Consider the following 14171-nt stretch of genomic DNA (forward strand, 5'->3'; position numbering starts at 1 on the left):
TATTTACGCATTATCTTTACGAAGAGGCTTTCCACGAATAATATCACGCTCAAACTATGCAAGAACAGCTAGCATACCAGTTCTGGGCAATCATCTTTTGCCCCTTGTGCAAGATATACTTTTTCAATCGCTATTTCTGATATCATTGTTGTTTCTTGAATGTAAATTCGAATCGTGGCATGTATGTTTTCTTCTACGACAGGGATATTCATAGAAATCCAATTCACACACTCATTTTTATTTTGATCTTCAGTTTCAAGTGATAATTTTTGTAGCCAGTAATATAGCCGATGAACCGGTAGGTTCTATTTTTGACACCAGGAAACTTAGGATAATCCACTGTTTTTATAGTCTTGAATATAAGTTTTCCATTCGTTCTTTAATAGGTGTGTTCTGGTGCAAAAACTTCAGGGCAATTGCAAGTAATCTCTAAATCTCGGACATACTGATACTACTACTCTAAAAAAGGTGTGTGATCGGTATGGAAAAGGAAAATTTGTTCAAATGGAAGCACGAGGTTTGTCTATTGCTCACACCACCATTATGCGTTGGGTGCATCAATATGGACCTGAATTAGACGAAAGAGTACGACGTCATCTTAAGACAACAAATGATTCCTGGAGAGTCGATGAAACGTATGTGAAAGTAAAAGGTTAATGGATGTATTTATATCGCGCAGTTGATTCAGAAGGGAATACCATTGATTTTTATCTAAGTGAATCAAGAGATAAACAAGCAGCTAAGCGCTTTTTCAAGAAAGCCTTGGCTGCTTCTCATATTTGTAAACCTCGTGTTATAATAGCAGACAAGAATCCAGCCTATCGCGTAGCGATTCAAGAGTTAAAAGAAGAGAAACGTATGCCTGAAGGCATACAAATAAGGCAAGTTAAATATCTCAATAATATAGTGGAACAGGATCACCGTTTCATTAAAAAACGTGTGCGTTCTATGTTAGGATTCAAGTCGTATGAAACCGCCTCTTCTATATTGAGTGGCGTTGAGGCCATGCATATGATGAAAAAAGAACAACTTCACCTACAGGTGAAGTCTGCCCAAAATGAAGTTGGATTCATATATAAGTTGTTTGGAATTGCATCATAATCTGTCATTGAGCAGTCCATGTAGGTTCTATGTCTCTATCAAATGATTTTTGCACCAGAACCATTTATTGTATAGTACATCCACCGACGATTTGGAATTCTTACCATTTTATAGAAGAGGAAGATACAAAGAATTCACAGGGATATATATAAAGGAGATGAGGTTGTTTGTATATGAATGCTTCGTATACAAATAATAAGTAAACAAGTTTTCCTAATTTATCGGCTTACAAAATCTATAAATGGGGGTAATAAAGTGAAGAAAAAAACACTTATAACAGGTATGAGTCTAATACTTACTGTGGGAATTTTTGCGGGATGTACGAATCAATCAGACTCTAAAAGTACAGAACATCAACACGAGACAAAGAATGATAAAACAAATAAAGAGAATGAACATGTGGGTCATAGCGAAAAGAACGCACAAGATTTAAATGTCGCATGGCATTTATCATCTTCTCATCCAAAAGAAAACGAAAAAGAAAAATTAACTATCGAAATCAAAGATAACCAAAATAAACCTATTGAAGAATACGACATTAATCACGAAAAGAAAATGCATTTGATTGTAGTAAGTAAAGATTTATCTTATTTCAATCACATTCATCCTACATATGATGGAAATGGAAAATTCAACGTAGACGTAAGCTTTCCAAAAGGTGGAGAATATAAACTCATCTCTGACTTTATTCCAAAAGGAGGCTCGCAAACCACAAAAACACATACGATCAAAGTAGAAGGGACAGAACAAAAAGCAGAGCCTCTTCAAGCTGACAAATCATTAGTAAAAGTTGTGGACGGAAAAGAAATCACATTGAGTTATGACGGTGAATTAAAACCAAACAAAGAGGTCATGCTCAAATTCAACATAAAAGATGCAGCTACCAAGAAACCAATTACTGACCTTGAAACATATCTAGGTGCAACTGGGCATGTTGTCATTTTAAGTGAAGATACGGAAAAATACCTTCATGTACATCCAGCCGATACAAAGAACATGGGACCTGAAGCTATGTTCCACACAGAATTTCCAACTAGCGGCACTTATAAAATATGGGGACAGTTCCAGCATAAAGGCAAGGTATTTACAGTGCCTTATGTAATTACTATTCCTTAACTAGTCAATAAAAGGAACAATAAAAAGATCACCTTCATAGAGGTGATCTTTTTATACTGAATTTTAAACGCAAATTATTAGCCTTTCTTCACTCAACGGCTTCTTATAGGCCCAGTACCAGCGTTGCTGTAACCAGGGGCGTTTTCCAAAAGGAAAACAAGAAATTAATAAACAGCTGATTGAATATGTTGCGAAACAAGTGGGAGTGCCTGTTGATTCCTTTCAGGAATATGATTGGAATGGACGCTCCATTAAATATCATCGAGCACAAATCCGTGAATATATGGGATTTCGAGAGAGTACTTCCGAAGATATAGAACAAATGAAACTATGGCTACAAGCCAACATTTTACCACAAGAACTACAAATAGATCGTGTACGAGAATATGTTCTACACCACCTTAGACAACAACAACTTATTCCCCCAACTCAAGACCAACTAGAGAGAAATATCAAATCAGCTATTCACCAATATGAAGAATATATTTCACAATCTATTTTCACACAGCTTTCAGGACATTCAAAATCCAAATTAGATGCTTTCATACGTACTTGGTCCCAGACAGAACAACTTGAAGAGAATCAAACTATCCTTAGTTTTCGGGAACTTGTATCTGATCCTGGAAGGATTGGATTAGATAGTTTATTACAAGAAATAGAAAAGCTCCGAATTGTACGGGATATACAGCTTCCATCAGATTTATTCTACGGTGTTCCACCCAAGATGATCCGAACGTACAGACAGCGTGCAGTTTCTGAAGATATTAGAGAATTACGTAGGCACCCAGATCCTATCCGTTACACGTTATTAGCAGCTTTCTTTTGGTGTAGAGGTAGAGAAATTACAGATAATTTAGTTGAACTCATTATTCAAATTGTTCACCGTATTGGGGCTCGTGCAGAACGAAAAGTTGAAAAAGAATTTTTACGTGATTTTCGTAAAGTAAGTGGTAAGACAAACGTATTGTTTCGCATGGCCGAAAAAGCAGTGGAACAACCGGATGGCATTATACGAGATGTTTTATTTCCTGTCGTAGGTGAAGATACATTAAAAGACATTGTGAAAGAAATGAAGCATACAGGTCCGGCCTACAGACAAAAAGTTCATACAGTTATGAGATCTTCCTATGGTACTCATTATAGGAGAATGGTTCCCGCTTTATTGGATATTTTAGAGTTTCGATCGAATAATGATGTACATCGCCCTGTAATAGATGCAATTGATTTACTCAAACAATATAAGCTTACCAATCAGTATACATACAATGAAGCGGATTACATTCCGATAGAAGGAGTTGTAAAACCAGCATGGATTGATACAGTTATTGATAAGGAAACAAATCGTATTAATCGAGTGAATTATGAAATCTGTGTTCTTCAAGCTTTACGAGATCGACTACGTTGCAAAGAGGTATGGGTAGTCGGAGCAGATCGATACAGAAATCCAGAGGAAGATTTACCAGAGGATTTTGAACAAAACAGAGAAAAACATTACGAAGCACTCCAGAAACCCCTTGAAGCACAAACACTTATTCAAGAATTGAAAAATAGTATGAATACGGCTTTGGAAAAATTAAATAAACATGTGAAGAATGATACTAAAGTACGCATTTTGAGTAAAGGAACTGGATGGATTTCTGTATCACCTTTGCAGGCACAAGCTGAACCGGTTAATCTCAATTTCGTAAAAGCAGAGGTTATGAATCGCTGGCCAATGACCAATCTTTTAGATATTTTAAAAGAAGCGGATTTACGTGTCCACTTGACAGATACATTTCAAACATTAGGGAATCGAGAGATTCTCGATAAGGAGACACTGCAACGTAGACTTATCCTTTGTCTATATGGATTAGGAACGAACACAGGATTAAAACGCGTTGCTGCCGGAGACCATGGAGAAAATTATAAAGAGTTGCTTTATGTGCGCCGTAAATTTATTCATAAAGAAAATTTACGGCAAGCCATTTCAAAAGTAACCAATGCTATTCTAGCCACTCGTGTAATCGAAATATGGGGTGAAGGAACGACGGCATGTGCATCTGATAGTAAAAAGTTTGGAGCTTGGGATCAAAACTTACTTACAGAATGGCATATTCGATATAGAGGTCGAGGAGTAATGATTTATTGGCATGTAGAAAAGAATTCTACGTGTATTTATTCGCAACTCAAATCTTGTTCTTCTTCAGAAGTAGCTTCTATGATTGAAGGACTGCTGCGGCATTGTACAAATATGGAAGTAGAGAAGAACTATGTAGATACACATGGACAAAGTGAAGTTGCTTTTGCTTTTTGTCACTTGCTAGGCTTTCAACTGATGCCAAGGTTCAAAGCCATTCATGCACAAAAATTGTATCGTCCGGATGTAGGTATGCAAGAATCATATCCAAACTTGCAGCCAGTTTTAACTCGACCAATCAATTGGAATTTAATTGAACAACAGTATGATCAAATGATTAAGTATGCTACAGCCTTACGGCTAGGTACAGCTGAAACGGAAGCGGTTCTCAAACGATTTACCCGTAACAGTGGGCATCCAACTTATCGAGCACTAAGTGAATTAGGAAAAGCATTAAAAACCATTTTTCTCTGTGAATATTTATCATCAGAAGAGATTCGGAGAGAAATCCACGAAGGATTAAATGTAGTTGAGAATTGGAACTCTGCTAACAGCTTTATTTTTTATGGGAAAGGGGGAGAAATTCAAACGAATCGTATGGAAGATCAAGAGATTGCCGTACTTTCTCTTCATCTCCTCCAAAATTGTTTAGTATTAATCAATACTTTAATGATTCAAGAAGTTCTCTTAGACAAAAATAAATCTTTACTGAAGAAATTAGTCCCAGAAGATTTTAGAGCTTTAACACCACTTATCTATGCCCACGTAAATCCATATGGGACATTCAAATTAAATATGAAAGAACGTTTAACACTTCAAAGATCTTCTTAAGGTTTTTCAAATAAAAAGAAACTTCCTTATGGGGGACGGATTTACAACGCTAAGGAAATATAACATATAAGAAAGCCTAATTTTAAGCTATAATAACGAGAAATTAGGCTTTAATGATTCCATAAAAACAAAGGTTATTTATTATAGTTTTACCAACTTAGTAATTGTATTTATTTCTCCCAATTCGCTAAGTCTTTGCACTAGGATGGTTTCTGTATCCTCACTTAATACAAATTGTTCAGATGAAAACGGTACTAGTTGTAAGTTCTCACCGATCATTACTGAATACATTGCATGTTGAAACATTGTAATATCATTCGCATCATTACCGAATGATATATATTCTTTTTCTCCCACACCCAATTGTTGCAATCCACTCCACTTATCTATTCCATTTGGACTTATGTCTAAAATTCCTTCATTTCCATGAGAGTGAACCACAACATTCATGTTGCTAAGCCGTTCTTCAATTACTTCCATATTGTTTGAAGTAAGCACTAAAATTTTTATGATTGTCTGTAATTTATCCAATTTAACGTTTTTGGCACGTCCTTCTGGATCAAGATTATTCAAAATTGGATGTGTAGCTGGCCCTGTATAGGCATAATCCCACTCACCATCTATTAAATAAGAAGCATTATAAGTTCTAAGTAATTGAACAATATTTGCAAGCGTTTCTTCATCAAAACTAATCGTTGATATTATTTTTCCTTTATTTGCAATTATTGATCCATTTCCACCAATCATTGGGTATTGATGAAAACGCTCATGTAAGACGGGGAGTAAATCACGTATTGGCCTTGCTGAAGCAAAAATGACTTCATGCCCTTGAGCTACTAGCTTTTCTAATGATACTAGTAGTCTTTCGGAAATAGGCTGACCCTTAAAACAAATTGTCCCATCTAAATCAAATACAAACTTCATTCTACGCCACTCCTAAAATTTTCTATTTCCCTTATCATATCAGTTTATCTTATAATAAAAAGGACATATGTCCCAACAGGAGGATTAAATGAAATTTATTACTGACTTGAAACTACTTAAAACAAAATTACGAGAATATCATATTGAAGAAATGTTTGGTCGAGAAAAACACCCCCCATTTACTTTGCAACAATATGAACAAGATGAAATTATTTTACTTGAGGGAATTGAACTAGAATCATTATTATTTTTGGTGGAAGGAAAAGTAAAAATAACATCAAGTGTTGAAACTGGAAAATCACTTTTACTACGATTTGTCCAACCTTTTTCCATTATTGGTGATATTGAATTAATTCGAAATGTTCCCGTTCAATCACAAGTTAAAGCAGTTAATGAATGCTTATTAATTGGACTGCATTTTGATTATATAAAACAATATGAAATGAATAATCCGAAATTTTTACATACACTTTTAGAACATGTAAGCTATAAGCTTCAAACTTGTACAACAGCTTCTCGTGTAAACTTATTAGCATCTGTGGAAAACAAGTTTGCGAGCTATCTTATGTCCACGATATCACCTGATCCCGATAACATTTTTGGAATGGAGCTAAAGACTTCCAATATAAAAGAGGTTGCAGATTTACTTGGCACGACATATCGACATCTAAATCGAGTTATTCATTCGTTATCCGAAAAAAGAATCATTGAAAGAAATAAAAACTCTATTCGCATATTGAATTGGAGCGATTTAGAAGAAATGTCCAATGGAATCCGATATAAGTAAAAAGGATAATCCTGATTTTTCGAGGGTTATCCTTAAAATTCGTTAATTCTCCACTTCTGATACAGTAACCTCTAATTGATGCGAGTTTTATGAAGTTACTGTAACAAAAACGACCATTTTTGTTACAGTAGTTTGTATCAAGATATGAAGTCAAGTAAACTAGCAATCCAGACGTAACAAAAATATGTAACAAAATTATTTGTAACAATATATATTAAAAGACACTTTTGATACAATAAAAATAAAAAAGGAAGAATTACATGAAATTTGGATATATGCGAGTGTCTACGATTGATCAAAATTTAGATCGCCAAGAACAACAATTAAAAGAGGCCGGTTGTGAACGTATTTTTTTTGAAAAAATAACAGGATTTAAACGAAACCGCCCTGAGCTGAATCGTATGTTAGAATTTCTACGCCAAGGAGATACAGTAGTAGTAACAGATTTGACTCGTCTTTCTCGTTCTACAAAAGATTTAATTGAAATTGCCGAACTCATTTCTCAAAAAGGAGCAAACTTAAAAAGTCTAAAAGAAGCTTGGCTTGATACAACAACAGCACATGGAAAAATACTCTTTACTGTTTTTGCAGGGATTGCTCAATTTGAAAGAGATTTAACCTCTGAACGAACAAAAGAAGGAATCATAGCAGCCAAGAAACGTGGGAAACATCCTGGAAGACCCAAAACTGATGAGGAAAAGGTAAATTATGCTTTATATCTTATAGATCAAGGGATGAATCGTACGGATGCTGCAGAAAAAGCTGGTATCTCTCGCATGACGCTGTATCGTAAAATACAACAAAAAGATAATTAGCAATATAAATGAATGGGGCAGAGTGGAAATAGTATATCATTATTTGCTACTTTGCCCCTGGTTACAGCAACGCTGGTACTGGGCCTAAAAGAAGAGCAGATTTCAATACAAAGTACTGTTTCTGAAGCGTAAGAGAAAGCAGTGTCTCAAGATGAGATACTGCTTTGTTTTTTTAGCGGCATGCTTTTTCCATATGTGCCAAGGCGCCAAATATATTCAAGCGGTCCGTATTGATAACGAGAGAGCCACCAGCGGCTGATAAAGATTTGAATGATATAGAAGCCAATACAAAAAAGTGTACCGCCCCATAGTGGGAATATGATATTTGCTTTAAATAGTAATCCAAATACGAATAATGTTACGACCGTTTGTGAGATATAGTTCGTTAATGCCATACGGCCAACATATTGAAAAGGGCGGAAGATGTTTTGCCATTTCGCATGCTGCAAGAAACGCATAAGTGTGAAAATATAAAAAATGAATAGAGTCTTTCCGCTTAGCGTTATAAACGCAATCATTGTAAACGGTACGTATGGATCGTTTATAGTAAAATAGGTAATAATAATTCCCCATGTTGGCAAGGTAGAAAGGAAGGTAATGATTTGCCATTTTTTTAGCTTTGTATCAATCTCGTTTACGCGGCGAAACATTTCTTTTTTTCCGGCATACAGACCGAGTAAAAAGAGACCAACTGTTTCTGGTAGCATGATAAGAGATGAGCTAATTGCTTCTGAATAAAAAGCAGTAAAGCGATCTTGAACTTGCAAGCTCCAATCTAACAATGGAACGACAGGAGTAGAAAAAGCGTTAGGTGTTTCGTGGGGAATGAGCAGCATTATTAAATTCATAAACAACACAAAAAGTTCCCAAACACTTAACAAAATAAGTGACCAAATTAATAAGGTTTTTGGTTGTCTTTTATAAAATAAAAGAAGCAGGAACCCACCTATTGCATAATCATGTAAAATATCACCGTCCCAAAGTAGTACATAATGTAAAAATCCGAATAAGAATAAAATAAGTAGTCTCCGTATAAACAATAATTTTGGATGATGTGTCTTTTTTTCTGCGCGCTCCATAAAAATATAAAAACCAAGACCAAATAAAAAGGAAAAAATTGTGTAAAATTTTGTTTGGACAAACAGATCATAAAATAAGCGAATGTAACGATCGAACCCTTCATAATCACTCGTTAAATCTCGGGATTCAACTCCAGCTAATACGGGCCAATTTACAAGGAAAATACCAAAGATGGCAATCCCTCGTATAATATCAATAGAATGAATTCTTTCGTTTTGTGAAATACTGTTCATACTTCATCTCCTTATATATATTTCTTTAAGTATATTACAGTATGAATTGCAAGGTAAATATATCCATTTTATTTTTCGGCATCTTTGTTTAGCTCTGCCTCCTAGGCCTTCATGTCTAAACAGTTGGCTCCGCTTTTCTTTATGATCCAGCTCCAGCGGCTAGAACAGTCGGTGGCTTCGCGTCTTCCACTTTTCTTTTTGTATGTGGTAGGACAGTTTCTATGCGCGGCTAGAAGTTCGCGTTCTCCTAAAAAGAAAAGGGGGGTATATCGTTTTTTAACTTGTATATATGCATTTCCAAATTTTTCAACTGTTAACAATTCGCCTGTGAGTTATAATAAGAATGCACAACTATCTACGACTCCTTTAAAACAGGCAGAATGAAAGCTCTCCAAAAGGGAGCTTTTCTTTTTGAATTATATATTGATAATCATTCTCTTTAATGATACAATATGTTTAAAATTGATAATCATTATCAAAAATAAGGTGTGATAAATATGGTATATGCATTTTTGGGCGGAACAATTGTTTTATATGCAGTTGTAACAAAGCATGTGTTACATCGAGTAGGAGCAACTAAATAATGAACTATACTACATAGAAATCCTTTTCGTTCCACAGAGAATGAAAAGGATTTTTTTATTTTTTTACTGTGAAGATGCTGAAAATTTAGTAATATAAAAGATGGATACATCATGGAATAAAGGGGTACGAGGGGATGACAAACACAGTGCAAACAAACAGTTTACAAAAGCTCGTTTGTTTTTATGAAGAATGGCAGAAAAAAGGCGATATAGAACATAGTGAGAAGTTGCTTGAAGTTGTACGAAAATATAAAGAAGAGAAGCTTATGATTGCATTTTGCGGTCATTTCTCTGCTGGAAAATCAACAATGATGAACTATTTATATAAAGATCAATTGTTGCCAACAAGTCCGATTCCAACGAGCGCGAATGTTGTAAAGATAGAAAAAGGACCGAATCGCGTTGTTGTTATTTTAAAATCAGGGCAAAAATACGAGTATGACGGTATGTATACAGCAGAAGAGTTAAAAGAGCTTTGCAAAAATGGTGATGAAGTAATCGGTATTCATATTTATCGCACGGATGCACCGCTTCCAGAAGATGTTGTTCTTGTTGATACGCCTGGCATCGATTCAACTGATGATGCGCATCAACTTGCAACAGAATCTACGTTGCATCTTGCTGATGTTATTTTTTATATGATGGATTATAATCATGTGCAATCGGAAGTGAATTTACAGTTTGTTAAAGAGTTAAAACAGCGTAACAAAACCGTTTACCTTGTTGTGAATCAAATTGATAAACATAAAGAAAATGAATTGTCTTTCGAGACATATCAAAAAAGCGTAGCGCAATCATTTTTTAATTGGAATATAGAAGTTGATGGTATATTTTATACGTCTTTACGTATGCCGAATCACTCACATAACGAATTAGGGCAGTTAGAGCAACGACTTTCCTCGATAGTAAAGGAAAAAAATGTGTATGTGAAAAGAGGGATGGAGAGAGAAGTATCTTATTTGTTACAAGAACATTTCTCATTTTTACTTTCACAATATGAAAAACAATTGGAACCGTTTCAACAAGAGTTAGCATCGATGTTATCACTTCAAGATGTAACGGTGATTTTAGAACAGCTTGCAGAAAAAGAAAAACATATTACAAATACAGAAGCGGAAATGAAAGAGGAGTTTTTTAGTGGCCTGCAAAATATTTTAGACAATGCATATTTAATGCCGTTTGAAATACGTGATTTAGCAAATCAATATTTAGAGACGAAGCTCACTAAATTTAAAGTTGGTTTACTGTTTTCGAAAGGAAAAACAGAGCAAGAAAAACAGCGTCGTTTAGAAGTGTTTTATGAGTCACTAAAGAAAATAGTAGAGACGCAGCTTGATTTTCATATGAAAGAGTACGTTGTATCTTTTTTAAAGCAAGAAGAGCTATTCACAGAAGAACTTGGAAAAGTAATATATGACATAAATGCGGACTTTGGTCCGGCATTACTGGAAGCAACTATTAAACAAGGAGCTGGATTTACTGGAGATTATTTGCTTCATTATACAGCAGATGTCGCAAATGAACTGAAGAAATGTTATCGCCGCGCAGCACAGAATATACTTGAAAAAAGTTTGCCACTCTTGCAAAGTAAAGTGCAAGTAGACATGCAACGTATACGAGAAGAAATAGCACAATATGAAGCTGAAAAAGAGGCTAAGGAAATAAAGTTACAGTGCATGCAAGAGTATGATCACTATGAAAAATATTTACAAGATATATGGCACGATCGTTTTTCTGTTCCGCAAAGTATTGATATAGAGGAAGTTTTACAGCAAACAAAGAAAGTAACAAACGAAAAATTTCAAATACAAACGCAAATGGAAAAAGAGGATGAACTTACTTATAACGAGTCAGAAGCAGTTTCGAAAACAAAACTTAATATCACTCGTATTATGGAGCATGTTAAGGATGCAGAACATGTTTTGCAGAAACTTCCAGCTCTTAAACATGTACAACAAGAGATTATGGAGAAAAGGAAACGTGTGGAAGCGAAACAGTTTACAGTGGCGCTATTTGGCGCGTTTAGTGCTGGGAAATCTTCTTTTGCTAACGCGTTATTAGGAGAAAAGGTATTACCGGTATCACCTAATCCTACAACAGCAACGATTAATCAAATTTTACCAGTAACAGACGAGAAACCTCATGGTACGGTAATTGTACAGTTTAAATCAGAAGCGGCACTCTTTGAAGATTTAAAGGCTGTTTATAAATTATTTTATCGTGATATTACTTCCCTAGAAGAAGCGCTACTGCAAATTGATGATGTACTGCAATATCCAGAACCAAGCGGTAGACAAAAAACAACGTTTAGTTTTTTACGCGCTGTGCAGCATGGATATACGGAAGTAAAGCATCGGTTAGGAGAACAATCTCGTGTAACGTTATCTGAATTCGCTGATTATGTTGCCAATGAAGAAAAGTCTTGTTTTGTAGAGTATATGGAGCTTTATTATGATTGTGAATTGACAAGACAGGGGATTGCGCTTGTAGACACACCAGGAGCAGATTCTATTAACGCGCGTCATACAGACGTAGCGTTCCAATATATCAAGAATGCAGATGCAATTTTATTTGTAACGTATTATAACCACGTATTTTCACGAGCTGACCGAGAATTTTTAATTCAACTTGGACGTGTAAAAGATACGTTTGCACTTGATAAAATGTTCTTCTTAATTAATGCGGCGGATTTAGCGCAATCAGAAGAAGAATTACAAACAGTAAAGGGTTATATTAGCGATCAACTGCTGCAGTATGGAATTCGTAATCCACGGTTGTTCGCAATATCTAGTTTATTTGCACTGGAAGAAAAGCAAGGAAAAGATATTTCGAAAGAAGCGTATGGCATTTTACAACAATCTGGTCTTGCACAATTTGAACAAGCTTTCACTTCGTTTATTATGAGAGATTTAATGCTTGTATCAGTTCATTCTTTATACGGAGCACTTCAAAACAGTTATAAGCTTCTTGCAAATATGATTGAAAGTGCAATGCAAGGGAATGAAGAAAAAGAACAAAAACGACAAAAATATGAAGCAGAACGTGAAGAACTGCTTCATATGATCTCTTCGCACAGCGTTATAACAGAAGAAAAGGCATTGGAAAATGAAGTGAAAGAACTTTTATATTATGTAAAGCAACGTTTATTTTTACGATACAATGATGTGTTTACAGAATTTATTAATCCAGCTTCTTTGCGAACACAAGGGAATGTGAAAGAAAAATTACAAGAGTGCATGATGGAGTTAATAGCTTTCGTACAACATGACTTATTGCAAGAAATGCGTGCAACTTCGCTGCGTCTTGAAAAATGGATAAATGAAACGATGAGACATGTGCAAGAAGGCGTAGCAGAGCAATGTGTTACAAGGAATGAACAGCTCGTAATCCATACAGATGTAACATATGATTATCGCGTTCTTATGAATGAAAATCCATTTCCAACTATAGAAGCAACACAATTTAAAAAAGCATTATCCCATTTTAAAAGCGAGAAAAATTTCTTTGAGAAAAATGATAAAGCATTGATGCAAGAAGAAATGAAGCAAACGTTAGAACCGTTTGTAGCGGATTACGTAACAGAAGAACAACGCTTATTTGTTAGCCATTATAAACAAGAATGGCTTCATAGATGGGAACTTGTGAAAACAACTATGATGCAAGATATAGCACAATACTATGAAAGTTTATCATTTGCTTTATTGGAAACGATTGATGTTTCTGAATACGAACAGCGAAAAGAAGAATTAGGAAAGCAGTTACTAAAAATAGAACATGAAGTAGAAGGATTATAAGGATTAAGAGAAAAAAATACGTTCAATACGTTTTTGTAGTACAGTATCTAATGATTTTACAAATCCAGCAAATTCATCTGAGGAAACCATATGAGTTAAGACGAGACGTCTTCCATCTGGCGTTTCGCCGCATAAGACGAAGGAAGTGAACTCATATGGTTTTCCTTCTATTACTAATTTGGGGTAGGAGTACGTACCGTTTTTCTTTTTCTTCTCATCAATGGAGATTATATTGCACTTCTTTTCATTGTTGTCCATAGTAATGACCTCCTTTGTATTACTTATGGAAGACAAGTATGGTTTAGAACAAGGAGGGGAGAGAATTTTCATGGGAGAATTAGTAATTGAACATGTTTCACCAAATGAAGCACCGCTTTCGTTATTATTACTTGCCGATCCAAGTGAACGACAATTGAAATCGTATCTCCATAGGGGCATCATTTATATCGCAAAGTGTCTTGAACGTGTGATTGGTGTATATGTATTGTTGGAAACGCGCCCCAATACAATGGAAATCATGAATATTGCTGTTTCTGAAAAAGAACAGGGAAAAGGCATCGGAAAGCAGTTGCTACAGCATGCGATTATAACGGCAAAAGAACAAAACATGCACACGCTTGAAATTGGAACAGGCAATTCTAGTGTTTCGCAGCTTGCTTTATATCAAAAATGTGGATTTCGCATTTTTTCTATTGATTTTGATTACTTTTCAAAGCATTATGAAGAAGAGATTATGGAAAATGGCATTGTATGTCGTGATATGATTCGGCTTACGATGGACTTATAGTAG

General features: G+C 35.2%; 9 protein-coding genes and 2 pseudogenes. 7 read left to right on the forward strand and 4 right to left on the reverse strand.

Features of this window, described 5'->3' with window-relative positions; all coding sequences use genetic code 11:
• Nucleotides 1–68 precede the first annotated feature (68 nt).
• The gene (locus WAZ07_RS05840; RefSeq protein ID WP_336471681.1) at nt 69–227 is read right to left on the reverse strand and encodes a hypothetical protein; all 159 of its coding nucleotides are present in this window, start codon (nt 225–227) and stop codon (nt 69–71) included.
• A gap of 277 nt (nt 228–504) precedes the next feature.
• On the opposite strand from WAZ07_RS05840, the pseudogene WAZ07_RS05845 reads away from it, so the two are divergent.
• From WAZ07_RS05845 to WAZ07_RS05855, 3 genes and pseudogenes are all read left to right on the forward strand, one after another.
• Nucleotides 505–1101, forward strand: a pseudogene (locus tag WAZ07_RS05845) (IS6 family transposase); the annotation flags it as partial.
• 255 nt (nt 1102–1356) lie between these two features.
• Complete coding sequence (locus WAZ07_RS05850; RefSeq protein ID WP_336471682.1) at nt 1357–2217, forward strand: hypothetical protein; 861 nt, start codon at nt 1357–1359, stop codon at nt 2215–2217.
• Nucleotides 2218–2350: 133 nt separating this feature from the next.
• Nucleotides 2351–5164, forward strand: a pseudogene (locus tag WAZ07_RS05855) (Tn3 family transposase); the annotation flags it as partial.
• A 141-nt stretch (nt 5165–5305) separates the two neighbouring features.
• On the opposite strand, the gene WAZ07_RS05860 reads toward WAZ07_RS05855, so the two are convergent.
• Nucleotides 5306–6088, reverse strand: a complete 783-nt coding sequence (locus WAZ07_RS05860) for an HAD-IIB family hydrolase (RefSeq protein ID WP_336471683.1) — start codon at nt 6086–6088, stop codon at nt 5306–5308.
• Nucleotides 6089–6176: 88 nt separating this feature from the next.
• On the opposite strand from WAZ07_RS05860, the gene WAZ07_RS05865 reads away from it, so the two are divergent.
• Together WAZ07_RS05865 and WAZ07_RS05870 are read left to right on the forward strand one after the other, a co-directional pair.
• A complete protein-coding gene (locus WAZ07_RS05865) occupies nt 6177–6875 on the forward strand; it encodes a Crp/Fnr family transcriptional regulator (RefSeq protein ID WP_336471684.1) in 699 nt (232 codons plus the stop codon).
• Nucleotides 6876–7135: 260 nt separating this feature from the next.
• A complete protein-coding gene (locus tag WAZ07_RS05870) occupies nt 7136–7690 on the forward strand; it encodes a recombinase family protein (RefSeq protein WP_090912386.1) in 555 nt (184 codons plus the stop codon).
• A 146-nt stretch (nt 7691–7836) separates the two neighbouring features.
• Here WAZ07_RS05870 and WAZ07_RS05875 read toward each other — a convergent pair whose 3' ends face one another.
• A complete protein-coding gene (locus WAZ07_RS05875) occupies nt 7837–9003 on the reverse strand; it encodes a DUF418 domain-containing protein (protein WP_336471685.1) in 1167 nt (388 codons plus the stop codon).
• A gap of 718 nt (nt 9004–9721) precedes the next feature.
• Between WAZ07_RS05875 and WAZ07_RS05880 the strand changes: the two genes are divergently transcribed.
• A complete protein-coding gene (locus WAZ07_RS05880; protein ID WP_336471686.1) occupies nt 9722–13381 on the forward strand; it encodes a dynamin family protein in 3660 nt (1219 codons plus the stop codon).
• Between the two features lie 3 nt (nt 13382–13384).
• Here the strand turns inward: WAZ07_RS05880 and WAZ07_RS05885 are convergent, their stop codons facing one another.
• Nucleotides 13385–13639, reverse strand: coding sequence for a DUF3931 domain-containing protein (locus WAZ07_RS05885; protein ID WP_020059547.1), 255 nt, complete (start codon nt 13637–13639; stop codon nt 13385–13387).
• Nucleotides 13640–13709: 70 nt separating this feature from the next.
• Between WAZ07_RS05885 and WAZ07_RS05890 the strand changes: the two genes are divergently transcribed.
• Nucleotides 13710–14168, forward strand: a complete 459-nt coding sequence (locus WAZ07_RS05890; protein WP_336471687.1) for a GNAT family N-acetyltransferase — start codon at nt 13710–13712, stop codon at nt 14166–14168.
• The last annotated feature ends 3 nt before the right edge of the window (nt 14169–14171 follow it).

Origin of the sequence: Bacillus bruguierae, assembly GCF_037104725.1 — a bacterium.
GTDB lineage: Bacteria > Bacillota > Bacilli > Bacillales > Bacillaceae_G > Bacillus_A > Bacillus_A bruguierae.

Coding starts and splice junctions, on each gene's coding strand:
- WAZ07_RS05875 (WP_336471685.1), bottom strand. CDS start 9,003: ATGAACAGTATTTCACAAAACGAAAGAATTCATTCTATTGATATTATA.
- WAZ07_RS05870 (WP_090912386.1), top strand. CDS start 7,136: ATGAAATTTGGATATATGCGAGTGTCTACGATTGATCAAAATTTAGAT.
- WAZ07_RS05885 (WP_020059547.1), bottom strand. CDS start 13,639: ATGGACAACAATGAAAAGAAGTGCAATATAATCTCCATTGATGAGAAG.
- WAZ07_RS05865 (WP_336471684.1), top strand. CDS start 6,177: ATGAAATTTATTACTGACTTGAAACTACTTAAAACAAAATTACGAGAA.
- WAZ07_RS05890 (WP_336471687.1), top strand. CDS start 13,710: ATGGGAGAATTAGTAATTGAACATGTTTCACCAAATGAAGCACCGCTT.
- WAZ07_RS05880 (WP_336471686.1), top strand. CDS start 9,722: ATGACAAACACAGTGCAAACAAACAGTTTACAAAAGCTCGTTTGTTTT.
- WAZ07_RS05860 (WP_336471683.1), bottom strand. CDS start 6,088: ATGAAGTTTGTATTTGATTTAGATGGGACAATTTGTTTTAAGGGTCAG.